This is a genomic window from Photobacterium arenosum, assembly GCF_014841115.1.
GTDB classification, from domain to species: domain Bacteria; phylum Pseudomonadota; class Gammaproteobacteria; order Enterobacterales; family Vibrionaceae; genus Photobacterium; species Photobacterium arenosum.
Genome location: NZ_JACYTP010000007.1, coordinates 65,197 through 84,890 on the forward strand (window position 1 = coordinate 65,197; position 19,694 = coordinate 84,890).

At 50.3% G+C, this 19,694-nt stretch carries 18 protein-coding genes; 16 read left to right on the top strand and 2 right to left on the bottom strand.

Features of this window, described 5'->3' with window-relative positions:
- Window positions 1-4 precede the first annotated feature (4 nt).
- Both IFO68_RS12360 and IFO68_RS12365 read left to right on the top strand, forming a co-directional pair.
- On the top strand, window positions 5-1,093 hold the full coding sequence (locus IFO68_RS12360; protein WP_225445206.1) for an efflux RND transporter periplasmic adaptor subunit: 1,089 nt from the start codon (window positions 5-7) through the stop codon (window positions 1,091-1,093).
- The gene (locus IFO68_RS12365) at window positions 1,080-4,208 is read left to right on the top strand and encodes an efflux RND transporter permease subunit (RefSeq protein ID WP_192016156.1); all 3,129 of its coding nucleotides are present in this window, start codon (window positions 1,080-1,082) and stop codon (window positions 4,206-4,208) included. The genes IFO68_RS12360 and IFO68_RS12365 overlap by 14 nt, the downstream gene beginning before the upstream one ends.
- Before the next feature lie 119 nt (window positions 4,209-4,327).
- On the opposite strand, the gene IFO68_RS12370 is transcribed toward IFO68_RS12365, so the two are convergent.
- Window positions 4,328-5,371: a hypothetical protein gene (locus IFO68_RS12370; RefSeq protein ID WP_192016157.1), complete on the bottom strand. Its 1,044-nt coding sequence runs from the start codon at window positions 5,369-5,371 to the stop codon at window positions 4,328-4,330.
- A gap of 142 nt (window positions 5,372-5,513) precedes the next feature.
- Between IFO68_RS12370 and IFO68_RS12375 the strand changes: the two genes are divergently transcribed.
- The 4 genes from IFO68_RS12375 (at window position 5,514) to IFO68_RS12390 (ending at window position 9,276) form a co-directional block, all read left to right on the top strand.
- The gene (locus tag IFO68_RS12375; protein ID WP_192016158.1) at window positions 5,514-5,783 is read left to right on the top strand and encodes a hypothetical protein; all 270 of its coding nucleotides are present in this window, start codon (window positions 5,514-5,516) and stop codon (window positions 5,781-5,783) included.
- Window positions 5,780-6,277, top strand: coding sequence for a copper resistance protein NlpE (locus IFO68_RS12380; RefSeq protein ID WP_192016159.1), 498 nt, complete (start codon window positions 5,780-5,782; stop codon window positions 6,275-6,277). The genes IFO68_RS12375 and IFO68_RS12380 overlap by 4 nt, the downstream gene beginning before the upstream one ends.
- A gap of 320 nt (window positions 6,278-6,597) precedes the next feature.
- Window positions 6,598-7,347: a PEP-CTERM sorting domain-containing protein gene (locus tag IFO68_RS12385; RefSeq protein WP_192016160.1), complete on the top strand. Its 750-nt coding sequence runs from the start codon at window positions 6,598-6,600 to the stop codon at window positions 7,345-7,347.
- Window positions 7,348-7,755: 408 nt separating this feature from the next.
- Window positions 7,756-9,276, top strand: a complete 1,521-nt coding sequence (locus IFO68_RS12390) for a putative bifunctional diguanylate cyclase/phosphodiesterase (RefSeq protein ID WP_192016161.1) — start codon at window positions 7,756-7,758, stop codon at window positions 9,274-9,276.
- A gap of 23 nt (window positions 9,277-9,299) precedes the next feature.
- On the opposite strand, the gene IFO68_RS12395 is transcribed toward IFO68_RS12390, so the two are convergent.
- The gene (locus IFO68_RS12395; protein ID WP_192016162.1) at window positions 9,300-10,088 is read right to left on the bottom strand and encodes an AraC family transcriptional regulator; all 789 of its coding nucleotides are present in this window, start codon (window positions 10,086-10,088) and stop codon (window positions 9,300-9,302) included.
- Window positions 10,089-10,293: 205 nt separating this feature from the next.
- Here IFO68_RS12395 and IFO68_RS12400 point away from each other — a divergent pair, with 205 nt between their 5' ends.
- The 10 genes from IFO68_RS12400 to IFO68_RS12445 all read left to right on the top strand — a co-directional run bounded on the left by IFO68_RS12400 (window position 10,294) and on the right by IFO68_RS12445 (window position 19,693).
- Window positions 10,294-10,836, top strand: coding sequence for a 3'-5' exonuclease (locus IFO68_RS12400; RefSeq protein WP_192016163.1), 543 nt, complete (start codon window positions 10,294-10,296; stop codon window positions 10,834-10,836).
- Between the two features lie 235 nt (window positions 10,837-11,071).
- The gene (locus IFO68_RS12405; protein ID WP_192016164.1) at window positions 11,072-12,835 is read left to right on the top strand and encodes a sulfatase-like hydrolase/transferase; all 1,764 of its coding nucleotides are present in this window, start codon (window positions 11,072-11,074) and stop codon (window positions 12,833-12,835) included.
- Window positions 12,836-12,936: 101 nt separating this feature from the next.
- Window positions 12,937-13,290: a RidA family protein gene (locus tag IFO68_RS12410; RefSeq protein WP_192016165.1), complete on the top strand. Its 354-nt coding sequence runs from the start codon at window positions 12,937-12,939 to the stop codon at window positions 13,288-13,290.
- 329 nt (window positions 13,291-13,619) lie between these two features.
- A complete protein-coding gene (locus IFO68_RS12415) occupies window positions 13,620-14,585 on the top strand; it encodes a LysR family transcriptional regulator (protein WP_225445207.1) in 966 nt (321 codons plus the stop codon).
- 254 nt (window positions 14,586-14,839) lie between these two features.
- Window positions 14,840-16,114, top strand: a complete 1,275-nt coding sequence (locus IFO68_RS12420; protein ID WP_192016166.1) for a GGDEF domain-containing protein — start codon at window positions 14,840-14,842, stop codon at window positions 16,112-16,114.
- Window positions 16,115-16,305: 191 nt separating this feature from the next.
- Window positions 16,306-16,515 (top strand): Flp family type IVb pilin, encoded by a 210-nt coding sequence (locus IFO68_RS12425; protein WP_192016167.1) that lies wholly within the window; start codon window positions 16,306-16,308, stop codon window positions 16,513-16,515.
- Window positions 16,516-16,517: 2 nt separating this feature from the next.
- Window positions 16,518-16,919: a prepilin peptidase gene (locus tag IFO68_RS22150; protein ID WP_192016168.1), complete on the top strand. Its 402-nt coding sequence runs from the start codon at window positions 16,518-16,520 to the stop codon at window positions 16,917-16,919.
- Window positions 16,907-17,386 (top strand): TadE family protein, encoded by a 480-nt coding sequence (locus IFO68_RS12435; protein ID WP_192016169.1) that lies wholly within the window; start codon window positions 16,907-16,909, stop codon window positions 17,384-17,386. Before IFO68_RS22150 ends, IFO68_RS12435 begins: the two co-directional genes overlap by 13 nt.
- A gap of 64 nt (window positions 17,387-17,450) precedes the next feature.
- Window positions 17,451-18,521, top strand: coding sequence for a Flp pilus assembly protein CpaB (gene cpaB / locus IFO68_RS12440; protein WP_192016170.1), 1,071 nt, complete (start codon window positions 17,451-17,453; stop codon window positions 18,519-18,521).
- A gap of 41 nt (window positions 18,522-18,562) precedes the next feature.
- Complete coding sequence (locus IFO68_RS12445) at window positions 18,563-19,693, top strand: type II and III secretion system protein family protein (protein ID WP_336510273.1); 1,131 nt, start codon at window positions 18,563-18,565, stop codon at window positions 19,691-19,693.
- Window position 19,694: the final 1 nt, after the last annotated feature.

Below are 19,694 nucleotides of genomic sequence, written 5' to 3' on the forward strand. Positions count from 1 at the left end.
ATGGATGAAAGTCACCCTGATAGTCGGCACTGTCTTACTGCTGGCTCTGGTTCTTGGTATTGGTTATACCGAATACCAGCGACGTGCTCAGACACTGGTGAAGCAGTCACGCCCTGTGCCCAATGTGGTGGTTCAGCCGGTAGTGCGGCAGAACGTTGCCCGTCTTGTCGAAGCCCTTGGTACGGTGAAATCGCGCGAGTCAGTACAGATCACCGCAAAAGTGACGGAAAAAGTCGATCGTATCCATTTTGAAGACGGTCAGCAGGTGAGGGCGGGGGAGTTACTGCTCACGCTGACCTCGGGTGAACAACAAGCCAAAGTCAGGGCGGCACAGGCCAATCTGGACGAACAAAGGCGGGAATACAAACGCATTGAAGGTCTGGTTCGCCGCAACACTGTGGCGCGTTCTGAGCTGGATAAACTGCGGACGGGGATTGAAGTGGCCAGAGCCATCCTGGCTCAGAATCAGGCTGAGCTGGAAGCCAGAACCTTGCTGGCACCTTTTTCCGGTGTGCTGGGGTTTCGCCAGATCAGCCAGGGTGCGTTGGTGACGCCTGGTATGGTGGTCACCACCCTGGATGCCCTGGATACGGTTAAACTCGATTTTTCTGTGCCTGAACGGTTTCTCGGCCAGATTGAGCCTGGTGCTCAGGTGGAAGGAAGCGTCGCCGCTTTTCCCGATCAGGTTTTTTCCGGCAGGGTTTCCACGGTCAACAGCCGGGTCGACCCTCAGACGCGGGCCGTTGAGGTGCGGGCCAGAGTCGACAATCCACAATTGCTGTTACGGCCCGGTATGCTGATGACACTGGCGCTGACATTAGAATCCCGTGCCGGGCTGGTGGTTCCTGAAGAAGCGGTGATCCCGCGTCAGGCGGAACATTTTCTGATGGTCGTCAACGGCGAGAACGTGGTTGAACAGCGGCTGGTTGAGCTGGGTTTTCGCAGTCGCGGTGAAGTGGAAATTCTCAGCGGTGTGCAGCAAGGCGAGCAGGTGATCACCCGGGGGATGGATAAAGTCCGGCCGGGACAGACAGTGACCACTCAGCCTGTGGAGCATTTCACCTTCCGGGAGGCCGCCCATGTTTCTGACTGATCTGGCGGTCCGGCGGCCAGTCTTTGGCTCAGTGATCAGTTTGCTCTTGATTACTTTCGGGCTGGTGGCCTATGAAAGGCTGCCGCTGCGCGAGTATCCGGATATCGATCCGCCGATTGTTACTATTTCAACCAACTACCGGGGGGCATCGGCAGCCATTGTGGAAAGCCGGATCACCCAGATTGTCGAGGATCGAGTGTCTGGCATTGAGGGGATCCGCAATATCAGTTCCACCAGCAGTGACGGCCGGTCGGATGTGACGCTGGAATTTGGCATCGGGCGCGATATCGACGCCGCCGCGAACGATGTGCGTGACCGTATTTCCGGTATCCTCAATAATTTGCCGGACGAAGCGGACCCGCCTGAAGTGCAGAAGGCGGAGGGCAACTCCGAAGTGATCATGTGGCTCAATCTGGTCTCAGACCGGATGGATACCCTTGAGCTGACGGATTACGCCAACCGCTATCTGGTCGATCGCTTCTCTGTGCTGGACGGTGTGGCGGCGGTGCGTATCGGAGGCGGTAAAGAATATGCGATGCGGATATGGATAGACAGGCAAAAACTGGCTGCCCGAAGGCTGACGGTGTCCGATGTGGAAAACGCACTCAGGGCCGACAATGTTGAGCTGCCGGCCGGATCTATCGAATCGGAAAACCGCCAGTTTTCTATCCGCACTCAGCGCAGTTTTCTTGCTCCCGCGGATTTCTCCCGCCTGGTGATAGGTATAGGTGAAGACGGCTATCTGATCCGCCTGGCGGATGTGGCAAGTGTGGAACTGGCGGCGGAAGAAGAAAAAATCATGTTTCGCGGCAATACGCAGGACATGATAGGACTGGGGATTAACCGGCAATCGACCGCCAATACGCTGGAAGTGGCTCAGGCGGTGAACGCGCTGGTCGCCCAGCTCAATCCGACCCTGCCTGACGGTATGGAAATCAAAGAATCCTATGACTCCTCGGTGTTTATTCAGGCATCAATCGATGAGGTGTATAAAACCCTCTTTATTGCCCTGATCCTGGTCATCATCACGATTTACCTGTTCCTCGGCAGTGTCCGCGCCATGCTGATCCCGGCACTGACTGTGCCTGTGTCTTTAATCGGGACCTTCATTATTCTCTACGCCCTGGGCTATACCATCAACCTGCTCACCCTACTGGCGCTGATCCTGGCCATCGGGATAGTCGTCGATGATGCCATTGTGATGCTGGAGAATATTCACCGCCGTATCGAACTGGGCGAATCGCCGCTGAAAGCCGCTTTTCTGGGGGCGAGGCAGGTCGGTTTTGCCATTGTTGCCACCACAGTGGTGCTGATTTCCGTGTTCCTGCCGATTGGTTTTCTTGAGGGCGATCTGGGCAAATTATTCCGGGAATTCTCGGTCGCCATGAGTACCGCGGTGATCCTGTCTTCACTGGTCGCACTGACGCTGACGCCTATGATGGGGTCAAAAATTATGCAGCAGGTCGAGAGTGAACCCTGGCTGGTGCGTAAAGTCAGTGCTGTGCTGGGGGCGGTGACGGATTTTTACCGCGCATCGCTGATGAACTGGCTGCGCCGGCCTTATCTGATCATTGGCATTCTGGTGGTGATGCTGTGCGGCAGCGTCTGGCTGGCGACCCGTATCCCGACGGAATTTGCGCCCCGGGAAGACAGAGGCGCTATGTTCATTCTGATCAATGGCCCTCAGGGCGCCAGTTTTGAATACATGCAGCCCTACATGAATGAGATTGAGCACAGGCTGATGCCAATGGTTGAGAGCGGGGAAATCATGCGCTTGCTGGTTAGGGCGCCGCGGGGCTGGGGCCAGCTGGAAGATTTCTCCAACGGTTTTGCCATTGTGGTGCTGGAAGACTGGGATGAGCGGCGCAATGCGTTTGTGATCATTCGAGATATTCAGCAGCGCCTGAGTGATCTTGCCGGGGTGTCGGCATTCGCTGTGATGCGCCAGCCGTTCGGGCGCGGAGTTAACAAACCGGTGCAGTTCGTGATTGGTGGCGGCACCTATGAGCAGCTTGCCCAGTGGCGTGACATTATCATGGAGCAGGCTGCGAATAACCCCGGACTGGAAGGCCTGGATCATGACTACAAAGAAACCAAGCCTTTGCTTGGGGTGGATATTAACATCGAGCGGGCAGGGGACTTAGGCGTTTCAGTGACGGAAATCGGGCAGACGCTGGAATCCATGCTGGGCTCCCGGGTCGTGACCCGCTACGAATGGCGCGGGGAAGAATACGATGTGCTGATCGAAGGCCAGCCGGCGCGACAGAATACCCCGCAGGATCTTAGCAATCTGTACGTGCGTTCACGGCATAATGGTGAACTGATCCCCTTATCGAACCTGGTAACTGTGTCTGAATATGCCGATGCGCCGACCCTGAACCGGTTCAACCGGATCCGCGCGGTCACCATAGAGGCTAATCTTGCCGATAATTACACCTTAGGAGAAGCATTAACCTATCTGAACGGACTGGTCAGGCAATATTTACCTGCTGATGCGGTGGTGAACTATAAAGGCCCGTCGCAGGATTTTCAGACCGCCAGCCATTCAATTCTCTTTGTGTTCGCCCTCGCGCTGGCGGTGGTGTTTCTGGTGCTGGCGGCCCAGTTCGAAAGCTATATTCACCCGCTGGTGATCATGCTGACCGTGCCGCTGGCAACCTTCGGTGCCTTGCTGGGACTGTACTTTACCGGTCAGACCCTCAACATTTATTCGCAGATAGGCATCATTATGCTGGTGGGACTGGCGGCGAAAAACGGGATATTGATTGTCGAGTTTGCCAATCAGTTGCGCGATCAGGGCAAAGCCTATCAAGACGCAGTCATTGATGCGGCCTGTGCCCGCCTGCGTCCGATTTTGATGACAGCCATCACCACGGCTGCCGGTGCGGTTCCTTTGATCCTGGCGACCGGCGCCGGGGCAGAAACAAGGCTGGTGATCGGGATAGTGGTGTTGTGCGGCATCAGTGTTGCGACCTGCTTTACCTTACTGGTGATCCCTGTGGTGTACCATCTGCTGGCCCGCCACACCAACAGCCCGGAATTTGTTACCCGCCAGCTGGAGAAAGAGCTGGCGCAGGACAATACTGTGCTGTTGAAAAAGAAACGGCTGGGGTGAGCTGGCATAGCAGCTTGTGGTAATGAATAACATCAGAGGCACAGCGGGCAACAAAAACTCACAATGCAGCCATAGCTTCGCTGCATTGTGAGTTAAACGTACATAAACAGTGGCGCTACTCAGATGCCATCTTGTCCGGTCCACGACCAGCCAGGGTAAAGCACGCCATTCACTGTGGCATTGTTGCCTGAAATGATCGAATGGGGTTTATCAACCGCTTTCCAATTGTCCGCTGTTGAATGCTCTAATTCAAAGACCACATTGCCCCAAAGATCATACGGGCCGGTGATTGAGGAATTGCGATAGGCGCCAAACAGGGTTTGTCCTCCCATCATCAAATGTGCCACTGAGCTTTGTCTGTTGATATCTACCGCCGCTTTACTCCAGATCATCAGCACGTTTATCTGGGTGCCATTGTCGCCCAGAAAATAGCCGTTGCCTGACACTTGTACCGAATTAAACTGGTTGGCCGCGCTGGACTGGGCGGAGGACGTGTCGCTGACATTGAGGGTATGTAACTGGTTACTGTCCTTAAAATCGGCAAATGAATTGCCCGCGACCCGGATCGCATTGCCTGTCATATTGGTCACGGTCAGGCTGCTGCTTTCACTGACGGTAAATTGTTCCAGCGGGGTGTCTGTCGTACTGGTGGCATCCGTGGTGACATTATCCAGTGTCACACTGCTGTTGGCCTTAGCCAGCACGGCAGGTACATCGACGGGCACTGAAATGTGGACATCTCGCAGCGTGACGGCAGCAGACTGAATGATAATGGCAGCACTGGGCTGCACCTGCTGATCCAGCACGATAGCACCGCCGTGGGCGCCGTCGCTGGTGATCTCAATCCCGCTCTGGTCGATGAGCAGCGGGCCCTGGCAGTGGCCAGTGATAGTTATTTTGATCGGACCGGAAAGCCAGATTCTGTTTTCGAGAGCACTTTTCAATGCATGGGGTCTGCGGTGGCAATTGATTGACAGCTGCTTGGTTTTCTTGCTGTTTAGCCTGCTGTCTGCACTGTGGTTGCTTTGTGTGGAGGCTGGCATTGCTTCCGCAGCAAGCTGTTTTGCATGAAGACTGGGTGAAACCATGACGGACGCGATGAAGGCCGAACTAAACAGAGAATAGGCGAAACCTTTCACGAGCCGCGGTCTTGATATAAACATAAAAATCCTTTTTCCTGTGGGATGAAGACGCTGGTGGTTAATGAATCTGGTTAATGAGTCTGGTGAATAAATCCACCTATGTATAAAACACCATTTTTATACGTGGGCGTGCATATGTTAATGGCTGTGAAAGGTTTTTCTGTTGCTAGGAAACGATTTTAAGATCGGCGCAATACAATTTTGTCGACCGGATGGTGCAGATAACCGGGAGTTTGTGGGAGATGCGGTTATTTGCTGTTTTCACCGTTTCACCCGGTATGTCGGGATTCACCCATACAGCAAACGGAAAGTCGGGCACTTTTCGGATATTTATCAGTCCAACACCTCATCAGCGGCCCTGAAAGGTTTTGTTGCTGAATATTTGGCGAAGTCGGGCCGTATTGAGATGGCTCAGTATCAGGAGAAGGTATGAATACAAAGCGACTCTTGTCTATTGCGATTAGTTTGGCTCTGGCGGGTGCGCTGGCAGGCTGTGATAAACCCGCTTCCGAAAGCGACATGTCATCAAATGCTGCACCTGCTCAGACGCAGGTGGCCGATCAGCAGACGACAGCCTATGTAGACACAGAACACAATGCGCGTAATTCGCTGGACTGGAATGGCACTTATGTCGGTACGATTCCCTGTGCAGACTGTGAAGGTATTGAAACTGTCCTTGTTCTGGATCCGCAGGGGACATTTGAACTGACTGAAACCTATCTGGGCAAAGATGGTGAGCAGTTTTCCGATCGGGGAAAATTTAGCTGGAATGACGCAGGGAATACCATCACGTTAACCAATGACAGCGGTGAAGGCATTCAGTTTTTTGTCGGAGAGAACCAGTTGTTTCGATTGGATCGTCAGGGCCAGCGTATTACCGGCAGCTTGGCTGATATGTATGTGCTGACTAAACAACACAGCCAGTGATAACCGCGGCGGCGGTGTTTTATCGCCTGCCTGGTGTTTGCCGCTGGATCTTTGTCTCTTAAACCGCCCTTCACGTTGCTGTTTCTTCAGACAGTCAGGCAGATAAGCAAACCTGGCTGTCTGATTTCCCGTCAGAGAAATTTACACCCTGTGTCCAGATCTCCTCTTATCGTGTCAGTGTTTTTTACATTGCAATATTGATGCTGAAAAAACCTGCTGCTTTTCATTGGCTTATGTTTTGGCATGTAAGCTGCAATAGCTTGTGCGAACACAAAAACACGAACATAAATCAACACGGCATAACACAAGTAGGGAGCAAGATGATGAAATCGCTTATAAAGACAGGGGTAGCAGCCCTTGCACTGCTGGGTGGTTCGATGAGTGTGTCGGCGGCACAAATCGACTTCACGGACGGTGCTTATTCAAGCCTGAATGGAAATCAAACCAGTACTGTTGGCGGAATAACGTTTTCTTCGTACCGTTATTATGTCCCCGGGTTGTTTCAGGATGGCATTATCACTGGCGATCAGTCACTGATTAATTTGTCACACAGCGGGCAAGGTATCGGCGTCAATAGTATTTCTGACGGTGGCCTGATCGACAACACGTTGTTGCTTGGCGATGATAACTTCAAAGTGGATGGTCATGAGTTTCTGGTGCTGAGCTTTGATCAGCCTTCGACAGTAGAAGGTTTATATCTGAACAACCTGAATCTGCTGGAATCGGCGACAGCTTATCTGATTGACGATGGTTTCCCGGAATTTGAACTGAACATCAATACCAATTTACTGGGGATTGATGATTTATTGACGGCTCTGACGCCAAACGAGCTGAATTTCCAGGGCAATTACTGGGATCTGGATGGCGAAGACAATGTCAGACATATTATTCTGTCGGGCGTATTGCTGTCAGATTTTTATCTGGCCGGTATTGATTACATGACTTCCGGCGGACCAGGAAATCCGATTCCAGAACCCGCCAGTTTACTGTTGCTGATGACAGGCTTAGGGCTGCTGGGCTGGCGTTCGCGCCGCAAAGGGGCTGGGCAGCAAGCGCCGTTACTGGCGTAAACCGGGTTCAACACTACCTTTTCATATCTGTGAAATGCTTTGATGTTCCGGCGAAGTATGATACTCGCCGGATTTTTTTCTGTAATCGACGCAAGGAGTTGCAGCGATATCACGAAATACCCAACAAAGAAGTGCCACATGAAAGGGAAATTTGCCTAAAATGTAAGTGTCATTTTCACGTAAATGTGATCGTGTTAACTAATAAGTTTGTAGCAGAGCCAGAACATCAAAAGGCCGCATTACAACAAAACAGCACTAAACAATCACATATTTTCCCGAGTTGGCGATGGACGTGACGGTGATAATTTGGGACGAGGTAATCCATTTATGAGCCATTCTGCGCAGGGTAGGGCTGGTCGTGAGGCTAGCTTGCAATCGCTATTTCATTCAATGTTCCTGAAGCGAACCTTGATCAAACTCGCTGTCTTTGCAGCCATCTGGCTGCTGTTAGCCAGTCAGTTTCAGTTGTTCGAACGCTTTACGCTTTGGGTCGGGCAATATCATCAATTCGGACTGGGCGCTTTCATCTCGCTGATGTTCGTTTTGCCTTTCGCTCTCGTAGCACTGAGCTGGCGACGGCTTAGTCAGATGAATCTCATGCTGAAAGCCGGTGAACGCGACAAAGCCGCCATGTACAAACTGGCAATGCATGATTCTTTGACCGCACTGCCGAACCGGCTTTATTTTTCACAGCAGCTTGAGACAGCCCTTCAGCATGCCGGCGATAACGATGCCTGTGTCGCTGTGTTAATGATGGATTTGAATAAGTTCAAGCAGATCAATGATGCTTATGGCCACATTGTGGGTGATGAGTTGCTGGTGGCAACGGCCGGGCGTCTGAAGCATTTGCTGCGCATGCATGACACCATTGCCAGACTGGGCGGGGATGAATTTGCACTGATCCATGTTGGCGGACAAGAGCCGGATGAAGCCTCGGCCCTGGCGTCCCGTATTATTAAAGCGATGTCTGAACCCTACCATATTCGCGGCCAGCAGATATTGGCGGGAGTGAGTATAGGTATCGCCATGTCCAATCATGATATTGAACCTGTCGATTTGCTGCGGGCCGCAGATACAGCCATGTACCGCGCCAAGATGGATGGCGGCTCGACGTTTTGCTTCTTTGATACCCGAATGGACGAGCAGTTAAAACAAAGGCAATTGCTGGAAAGAGACTTACGCAAAGCCATGGCGCAAGACTTGCTCGAACCTTATTATCAGCCGGTGTTTGATCTGAAAAACAGCCAGCTGCAAGGATTCGAAGCTTTACTGCGCTGGCGCCACCAGCGCGAAGGTATGGTGTCTTCGCAGGAATTCATGCCTGTTGCCGAGGATGCCGGGTTGATTCAGGCGCTGGGTGACTGGGTGCTGAAGCAAGCCTGTATGGCCGCGAGGGACTGGCCGGAAGAAATGAGTGTATCAGTCAATATTTCTGCTCAGCAGCTGAAACCGGACACTTTCAGCCAGACTGTTCTGGAAGCGCTGCAGGAATCCGGGCTGGAGCCAGAACGCCTTGAAATAGAACTGACCGCAAAAACCGTACAGCAGGACCCACCGAAAGTGCGGGCCATGATGCATGATCTGAAGCATATAGGTGTCAGCCTGGTACTGGATGATTTCGGTAACGGGAATGCCTGCCTGACTATATTGCGCGATTTCCCTTTCGATAAAGTAAAAATTGCCCGTGCCTGTGTAGGTACCCTGCCAGGCTCTGACGCTAACAAGGCGCTCATTCAATCTGTTGTGGGCATGAGCGGGAGTTTGGGCGTTCGGGTGGCCGTGGTCGGAATTGAAGATGACGTTCAGCTCTCGACAGTACAATCACTGGGCTGTCAGTTCGGTCAGGGCTTCCTGTTAGGGCACCCGCTCAGCAGGCATGCGGCCGGGCGTTTGCTGGTGGGTTTACCGGATAAAGCGGTGGGCAGCTAAATCCGGCGGATGTGCTGTTTGTGCTACCTGACCCGGATTTGCTTTTGTCTGTACTGCTCTGGTGTGCATTGCGCATGCCGTTTGAACAGGTTAATGAAAGGCGAAGCCTGGTGATAACCTAAGGTCAGTGCAATTTCTTTTACAGACAAACCTTTCCTCAGTAAATGCAAAGAGTAGATAAATTTTCTCCTTTGCCGCCATTCAATGAAACTCATACCGAGCGTATCCTGGCAATGCCGGGCCAGAGTACGCTCAGAGGTATGCAGCTTTTCTGCCCACGCCGCCAAGGTTGTGCCATCGGTTGGATTTTTTTCCAGTGTACGCAGTATAGGCTGCAGGAGTTTGTCTTCACTGCTGGGCAGAAACTGGTCATGGATACGGGTATGTCTGAGCTGATCCAGCAATACGTCGATCAGACGCTTATCTTCAGCGGTTTCCGCGACCTGTAGCTGGCGGTCACGTAGATCATTGACTATCGCTTCTATGATAGGGTTGACTTCCAGCAGACAAGGGAAGCCCGGCAGCGATGTAGCCAGCGGTTGAATCAGGTTCATTGAACAGTAATTCATGCTACGGCGCATGTAACTTTCGTGCTCTATACCGGGCGGTATCCATATCGCGTACTGCGACGGTGATAAAAAACGTTTCCCTTCAGCGTTCAGCTCCAGAATACCGCCACTGATTAACTGTAACTGCCCCCAGGGATGGCTGTGCTTGGGAGTGGTTGTATGGGGGAGAAATGCCTGATGGCCGAAAAACACCTCGCCGGGCGGGTTGTTATCGTCAAACAGCGGGCGATAGACGTTTTTCATGGCGCGATCCTTTCATAAAAGCTGTCACAAGAGTAATTCTGATCGGCTGCTGTTGGCAAGGGGCTGAAGCCAGCCGCCATACATGCTATCCTTCGCCGCTTTGTTCAAAGCTAATCGTTTAAAACTCAATAATCATCCGTGTTGGTAAGTGTTTACTATCAGAGCTGATGATTATGAAGTTTGGTATGACGGATAATGGAAAATCATGAATTTTAACCGCATCGTTTGTTTTGATCTTGAAATGTGTTGCTGGAATGAAGAAGGTATCGCTCGCACCGGCGAAATCATTGAGATTGGCGTGGCTGAACTGAATCTCGAAAAGGGCACGATTTCACGTCGGGCGCAATACTATGTTAAGCCGGAAAACGACGAAATATCACCGTTTTGTACTGAGCTTACGGGTATAAAGCCAGAAGTTGTCGCGCAAAATGGTAAGCCCCTGGCCAGTATTCTGACTGCGATAGAGCAAAAATTCGGTGGCCGCCATAAAATTTATGCGGCGTGGGGGCGGGACGATGCCATTCTGCGTGCCGAGTGCAAAACAAAAGATCTGAACGTGCCTTTCAGGGAATACCTGAACCTGGCAACCCTGTTTAAACTGCAGCCACACGTTAAAAACAAGCGCATCGGGTTACGGGCCGCCATGAGCATGAGCGGACTGGAGTGGGAAGGCCGTCAGCATTCAGGCTATGTTGATGCCTATAATCTGGCCCGGTTAGCTCGTGTGATGCTCTGCCCGTCTGACTAGGGCCGCCGGTAAGCTGACGCTAACCGCTATGACACAGGGAACAGTTTGCGCTGATCTGTTGCCTGTGTTTTTTCTCCCTCTCTTTTCTTTCTCCTCTCATTTCCTTTCATTGTTTACTGTCTCCCGGATCAGCAACAGGACAAAATAGTGCTTTGTGGATTATTTTGACTTCCTGCCCTGACGAGCTTAAATCAAATAAGTACCCGGTATCTTTTTCGGAAGAAGGGAAGCGCCTATGCCTGCCAGTCACAACCGTCGGAGCTATGCACCAGACGCCGCACGAAACACAGTGCCAAACGTACTGGTGACTCTGGTGTCTGGCATCGTGCTGGTGGGAGTGCTGCTATTTCTGACCCGTGATGTCTTCTCTCAACTGATTTTTCTCAGCCAGTCAGAAAATCCAATGCGTAATGTGGCGATATTTGCTGTTATCTGGCTGATAGCCATTGCATCGCTGAAAGCGGTGTTAACGGCCAGACGAACAGCTGTGCATGTTTTCTGGAATCTGTTTTTTACTCTGGTTGTGCTGGCCCATTTATCCCTGCTCTTGATTCTGACTGATAACCTGACCCTGTTCGATATCAGACGGATGTGGATTGAACGCGGCGAAGCAGGTGCTGCTTTGTTTTTTTACTGGTCAGAACTTCTTCTGCCTCTGCTGATTGCTGCGGCATTCAGCCTGTCTTTATACAGAATCAGAACCTGGCTGCTTTCCCGATATCGCCCTTCCTCCTCCTGCGTTGCTGCCGGATTACCTGGGTTTGTTACAGGGATACTGGCTGTCATGGTGGTGATGAAAGGCCCGGCTGCGGCACAGGGACAGGCGGGCATTTATACCCTGCCCAGCTTGTTCAGTGTAATACTTTACGAGCAGGTTGTGGATGAGCGGCCAGAGCGACGGCCGGTCACGACCAAAGCCGGCAAGCCATTGATCAGCAATGTTATTGTTGTCATGGACGAGAGTGTCAGCGGTGATTTTTTCGGGCAGGATACAGATTATTCCCTCGTGCCGAGCTTAAAGGCGCATGCTGATGCTGTGATCAATTACGGTGTCGCAACCTCGGCGCATAACTGCAGCAGCTATAGCAATGCTGTGCTTCGCTGGGGAGTTGTCCCCGGCGCTTTTGAGCAAGCCCTACGCGTGCCGACTATCTGGCAATACAGTCAGGCATCTGGCTATACCAGTACCTATATTGACGCCCAGAAACCGCCGGGCACACTGGCTAATTTCATGAATATCGATGAGCTGAGCTTCATCAACCAGGTTAAGCAGTTTAACGTCGGGCAAATTGAAAGGCATCAGGCATTCATGCGGATCGACTTCGATATTGTCGATCATTTAGTGCCGCTGGTAGCAGATGATAAGCCAGACTTTATTTATATCAATAAACTGGGTGTGCACTTTCCCTATGAGGGGAAATACCCGGCCTCCTCGACCAGGTTTCAGCCTGCGATGGCGTTATTTGAACCTATCGGTCACAGCGATCGTCAGGCTCTGATTAATTCCTATAAAAATGCCATTGCCTGGAATGTGGACGGCTTCTTTGAGCGTTTGCTCTCCCGCATTGATTTAGACAACACTGTGGTGATTTATACCTCTGATCACGGACAGGATTTACTGGAAGAAGGAACAGGGCTGCTGACGCATTGCAATCGTAACAGCGGCTCTGCCTATCAGGGGATAGTGCCCATGATGGTGCTGACGAGGCATCCGAAACTGCGGCAGCGATTTGAGTCATCGCTGGCGGAGAACCGCCATCAATTGTCGCATTTCAATGTGTTCCCCACTGTGCTTGAAATCCTGGGGTACGATCATAATTTTGTGAAGCAGCATTACGGTGATGCCATGTTTTACCCGGTGGAACGGATCGGGAAATTCTATACCAGCGAATTGTTTCTTCCTGAACATGCTCAGCACGACTATGAGTGGAAAAGTGTGCCCCAGCTAACGCCTTCCCGGTTAATGCCGGGGGCGCTTGTCAGTCAGCATGCTGACTGATAGGAATTTCCTGCCTTATGGCAAAAAACACCATCATTGATTGATTCATCACGACAGAAAACATACATTGTTGGGCTTTTCACGCCTGTTAAGGAATTAAAATGGATATTCAGCGAATTAACCCAACAAAACGTTGGTCTGATGTCACTGTGTTCAATGGTATTGCGCACTTTGTCGAAGTCCCTGAATCTGATACCAGTGCTGATATTACGGGTCAGGCAGAGCAGGTTTTTGCTCAGGCAGAAGCCATGCTGGCAAGTGTGGGCAGTGATAAGTCCCGTGTTTTGTCTGTCACTATTTATATTACCGACTGGGCTAACCTTGCTGCTTTCAACGCGGCCTGGGACGCCTGGCTACCAGAAGGCGCTGCGCCAAGCCGCGCCTGCGTGAAAGTTGAACTGGCGGATCCGGATTACCTGGTAGAGATTGCTTTCGTTGCCGCTGCCGGTAAATAGAGAATGTATTGCCATCATTTTTGTAAATGGTGGCATTTTTCCCTTCTGTTTTGATTTCGCTCATTTCCACTGATATACGGCCTTTCTGACTTCGCCGCCATTCTGGTTTGCTATTTCCCCATAGATAGTCATGCTATTTGTTTCTTACATATTGTTATCAGACGATTAAAACTGATAGCTTTTCTAGTGAGGAATATTAACTTGTCAGTTATGCCTTTACGTTACCTACTGGGTGTCTTGGTGCGGTTGTCGCAGTATTGAACACTCAGCCGTAAAGCCGTTTGACTGCCGTTAATAGATTTTTCCGGTGGATGTTTGTTGAATAAAGGATGGCTGCATTGAAAGGATTGGGATTTGATCTTCGCTCGTTAGAAGTTTTTGTGGCTACCGCGCAGTCTGGCAACATGACGATGGCGGCTAACCAACTGGGCCTCACACAGTCCTCCGTTTCTCAGACACTCTCTTCTCTTGAGCACAATCTTAAAGTGACATTGTTGGACAGAAGCGTTCGCCCGGTTGAGCTGACCGTCGCCGGACGCTATTTTTATGACCAGTCATGCCATCTACTTGCCGAGGCAGAAAAAACACACGGTGTGATGACGAAAAGCAGTTTTCAGAAACTGCATTTACTACGCATTGCCATGGTCGATTCTCTGGCCACCTCGCTAGGACAGCCTCTGGTCGAGGTCATTAAACGGCATACAGAAAACTGGACTATCAATACTGGCCGTTCCCACATGCATGCCCAGGCGCTGCTTTCACGTAACGTTGATATTATTATTTCTGACGATGCGCTGGAAAATAACGAGCATCTCAGCCGTTACCGCCTGTTACGGGAACCCTTTGTTCTGGTCATACCCAGCCAGTTCGCCAGTCAGTATCAGGGATTACAGCAGGTCGCAAAGCAGCTTGATTTTGTCCGCTACTCCAATGACTCGCTGATAGGCGTGACGATTGAACGTTATTTACGCCGACTGGATATGAACGTGCCAGTGAGGATGCAACTGGATAATACATTTGCCGTGTTATCCAGTGTCGCGGCCGGGCTTGGCTGGACAATCACGACACCGCTTTGTATGTTCCAGTACGGGCTGACCAATACAGCACTCACCTGTCTCCCTCTTCCGCGCGAAGAACCCTTTTATCGCAATCTGACACTGGTCTGTCGTCACAATGAGTTGGGAAACCTGCCACATATTCTGGCGCAAGACAGCCGTCAAATTATTAACGAACGATTTTTTCCTCAGATCCGGGATGCCTTGCCCTGGCTGGATAAAGACCTGTATGCCGGTTAAAAACCGGCTACTGTTTGATTCTAAATAGAATAAGTGTGATTCCTACCCCGCATATATAACAATTTCCGCATTCTATTTTGGTAATTATCAACAGCGTGGACTAGGTTGAATTTATCGATAGCAGCAAAAAAATACCAGAGAGATTTGAGTACTAATTATCAGTACAAATAATCAATCACAATCGCTATCGGGTGAAACGGGTCTGATATTTCAGAGGTTATCGCAGCAGACACAAATGGAAGTGTGTACCTATCATGAATTCGCTGGAGTTTTTTCTGAGTTCTGTGTTAAACGGCATTGGTAGTCTGTCCGATCTCACCTCGGTATGGAGAGAATTATTTTCACTTCATGTCAATTTTCCTTTCTTCTGGCTGGTACTGGCAGGTTTGGTACTGGTGGCATTGCTGTTGTCTGTCGTCAGCCTGTTGTGGAAGCAGCACAGCCGTCGTTCCCGTGTTTACCGTGAGCTTGCCCGTGCCAATCAAAGAATGAGCCTGGCAACCTCAGTGGCGGGCATAGGTGTCTGGGAATGGGACGTGAATAGCGACACCTTGCAATGGAGCCCTTATCTGTATGATCTCTATGGTGTTCGTGTCGGCAGTAAGCTGGCATTGAGTGACTGGATATCACGCCTGAAAAGTGGTGATGGCGACAAGGTGATCCGGTTGAGACAAATCGCAGGTAAACATAAACAGCAGACGCTGCTTATCGACATGATTGATCCGCTGGATGGGCAACCCAGAGTACTGGAGTTGGTGGTGCAGGGGTTGGTTAATGACGCGTCTCGTCTGATAGGCACACAGCGGGATATTTCGGATGTCATTGAACGGCAGCGCCAAATGGAACAGGCCGCTTTGCAGGACAAGCTGACGGGCCTGCCAAACACACGGGCGCTTAACCGAGTGCTCAAAGCCGCCTTTTCTGCGCCGGACGTAGAGAACAAAGTATTCGGACTGATGTTTATCGACCTGGATGGTTTTAAGCAGGTTAATGACACCCTCGGCCATGATGTGGGTGATGCCTTGCTGCAGCACGCTTCCAAGCGGATGCGAGGATGCCTCAGGGTGGAAGATGAAGTCTTTCGTCTTGGTGGCGACGAATTTGTTGTCTGGGTGCCACTGGGTGAATACGCAGTGAAGATCAATAAGCCCACCAAAGATATTGTCTTTGATGAAGATGAATCTGATCGCCGTGATCCTTCCATTCTCACCTGGGGAGACAATGATGAAGAGCTGACGTTCAGAATGGAAACCATTGCAGAAAAATTGCTGCACACTCTGACCGTGCCTTTTAATTTTGGTGACAACCAGTGTCGCGTCTCGGCCAGTATCGGGATTGCCCGATACCCTGTGCACGCGAAAGATGCTCAAACACTGCTTAAGCGAGCGGATTGTGCCATGTACCAGGCTAAGCATCAGGGCAAACGTCAGTTTGCTCATTATGACCCGACACCCGCACAGAGCGAAGAAATCTGGCAACAGATTGATATTACAGAAGAAGCGTCAGATAACAAACAGGCTATGAGGTAGTGCTGGCGTGTCATTTTATTGGCTGTTTTGATTTGATAAGCCTGTGTCAGATAAAAAATTGGTGCTTATGAAAAAAAAGTTCAAGTAATCCAATAAATTTTTTACACAAAATTTGTATAGAATCTAATATTTGAGACAGGGAAGAAGAAAAACTATTCTACAGAATGCTAAACCAAAGTGAGGTATGTTCTATGAAGTACGTAGTATTAGCCTGGATTCACACAACCGACTTTATTCAGCGTTTGGTCAAAGAAGAAAAGGGTGCCTCTGCCATTGAGTATGTCTTGATCGCGGCAGTGATTGTTGGTGCAGTGAGTTTGCTAAATTTGGATGGTTTTATTGCTGGAGCGGGCACTCTATTAAAAGACGCAGTGGTATCAGCTGGTGTAACCCCTGAGTAGCAATGAAAGAGATTATATTGGTTTCTTTTCTTTTGATATTTTCATTAGTTGATTATAGAAGGATGAAAGTGCCAAATTGGATGTTGTTTATTTTCTTATTTGTCGTTTTCCTTAGTTTTTTTAATCTAGAAAATAGAGGGTGGACAGCAATAGATGTAAACTCAATGATATTGATTTTTTCCCTAACTTTTCCAGGGTTATATTTTTCAGTTTTTGGTGCATCTGACGTGAAAATACTGTTAATCATGGCACTAATATTGTCTTTCTCTCAGATGCTGGATGTACTTCTTTACTCATTTGTCTGCTTCGCAGTGTACTGGTGGTTATTTGCTCGTGGCCAGAAGGAAGCTCCCTTTGTACCAAGCTTGTTGGTTGGGGTGGTCGCATCGTTATGGATTCTATAAAAAAGAAGTGCTTCAGGATCAAACGGATAAAGCAGCAGGGTTCTGCTGCTCTGGAAACCATATTTCTTTTGCCTGTCGTGCTGATGATTTTTTATGCCATTGCCCAGTACAGCTTAATTTTTGTTTCCATTCAGATGCTGAATTATGTCTCAGAAGAAGCGCTTCGCAAGAGCATTTCCTATGTGGATGAGAATTGTTATTACGGCGGTGCTTGCGACAGTACCGAACTGAAAGATCATATTGAGCAATCTGCAGAATCATTAATAAAAAACTATACTGGATCAAATTCAGGGAGAGGCTCACTCTTCGGGCAGAGTCTGGATGATAACCTTTCAATCAATATCGATTCAGATACATTTTGCTGTAAAGTCACCATCATCTATAACTATAAGAACAAACCATTCTTACCGTCTTTCGGTTTGCCTGTACCGGACGAATTAAAATCGACTGCAATATTGAATTTATAGAAATGCGTTCAGTTTGCATTTCTTAAACTATGCTGCCAGACAGCGCGAGTAGAGTGAGGGTAAAATGCAGGGACGCACGTTAAAAATTGCTGCTGCCGTCTTATTGGTGATGGCGCTCTTAATTGGCTGGTACGGTGTTACCTTGAGTGGCCGCACCTCAACGCAAGCCTCATCGCCAGCGGTTTCCGTTTCTAAGCCTGTGGTGACTGTCTGGGCATTCGCTAATGATGTACCGAAACAGGCTGTGTTGACGGAAGACATGCTGGTCGCCACACAAGTAACCGATGCCACCGCCGAAGACATTCGCGACTATTCCCCTTTTATTGGCAGACAGCTGAAATTGTCTGTTGTGAAAGGAACCCGCCTCAAATCTGCTCTGTTGCTGGGTCAGTTACCCATTGCACAGTCTCTGCCTCAGGGATACCGCGCGATTGCGATTCAAGCCAGTGAACTGACCACAGTCGGCGGACATGTTCATCCCGGGTATCGGGTAGATGTGATTTACCTGCTCCGCGCCAATAAGGAATCGGGCGATAACAGTACCGCCCGGCGCATTCTGAGTAACGTAGAAGTGCTGGCTGTCGGGGATCAACTGAACTTCGACAGTAAAAAAACAGAGAAGCAAATTAACGATAAGGCCAGAACCGTAGTGCTGGCCGTTCCTGCCACAGATACGCCTCAGTTATTGCTGGCTGAAACCACGGGGCAGCTCAGGCTGGCAGTGGTGGGCACCCAGGAGCTGGCACCTGCCGTTGAGTTAACGGCTGATACAGAGAGCATGATGGCCTACACGCCGGTTGCCGGTCAGACATCTGACACCAATCAGACACTTGGCGTCAATCAAATAGCGGGCGTTATTCAGGCGCCTAAAGTCATTATTTCTTCGCAGAAAACAGCCAGTACCTCACAGGGCGCACCTGCTGTAATGATGACAGCACCCAGCCATTCAACGGTCAAAGAACCTGAAGATGTTAAACAAGACGACAGCTATGTCATCTCATTAAAAACGCTGGGTGGGTATCGCGAAGCAGAAGTGGAAGTGAAAAAACCGACTCCGGTGAAATACCGTTACGTTGCGCCTCGGGTTGAGGTGTATCAGGGCGAGAGCCGAACTCTGGTTCGCACCAGCCACTGACAGGGAGAGAGTGAATGCTGCGTTTTGTTAATGGATTATGTGTGTTTTTGGCTCTAAGCCTGAGTGTGTCCGTCAATGCCCGTGATTTTCAACTGGATGTGGGTCAGCAAGTGACCGTGCATTCCGGGAAACGCATTCAGCGGGCAGCCATTGGCGAACCCTCTGTGGCGGGCGTTAAAGTGTTAAGTACCTCTGAGTTACTGGTGACAGGTAAACAGACAGGGACAACTTCTCTTTTGATTTGGGAGCAGGGAGCTTATGAGCCCGTTCGCCACCGGATTTCTGTCAACCCCGGTGGTGTTGCAACATCCAATATTCAGGTGCAGACAGATATTAAAGTGGTCGAAGTGAGTAAAAGTGCGCTCAAAGAAGCGGGCTTCTTTTTCGGTAAGCAGGGTTCCGGCGGCACCTTCTGGGGTATTGGGAATGCCAGTGCGATCACTGGCGCTTCGTTTAATGGTTTTCGTGGCAGCTTCTTATCCAGTGGCGATGCGTTCAATCTGGTGATCGGCAACGTGGCGGATCATTTTCTCGGCACAGTGAGTGCGCTGGACAGTAACGGTTTTGCCTACACGCTGGCTGAACCCAGCCTGGTGACTATGTCTGGCCATACTGCGACCTTTCTGGCCGGTGGGGAATTTCCGTATCCGAAAAGCACCAGTGATGATGATATCAGCATAGAGTTTAAAGAATTTGGGGTTCGTCTGAACCTGACGCCGACTGTGATGTCGGGCGATCGCATTATGCTGAAAGTGGCCCCTGAAGTGAGTGAGCTGAACTATGCCCAGGGTGTACAGGCCTCCGGCGTTATAGTGCCGGGATTGTCGGTACGCCGCACAGACACCACAGTTCAGCTGGGCAACGGCGAAAGCTTCGTGATCAGCGGGCTGGTCAGCCGCAGTACGATCAAAAATGCCAACCGTTTCCCGGGATTGGGTGACATTCCAATTCTTGGCGCCTTTTTTCGCTCAACCCGGTTAGAAGAGAATGACAAAGAACTCATGATGGTCGTTACGCCGCATCTGGTGAAACCCTTTGCCAGTAATGCGCCACTACCACCGTTACCGGGCGAAATGTATCGTCAGTTTAAACCCAACTTTTTCGAATTAATTTTTCTGGATGCTGAACCCAGAGAACTACCCGTAAAAATGGGTTTTGCAGGGGAGGGTTAAG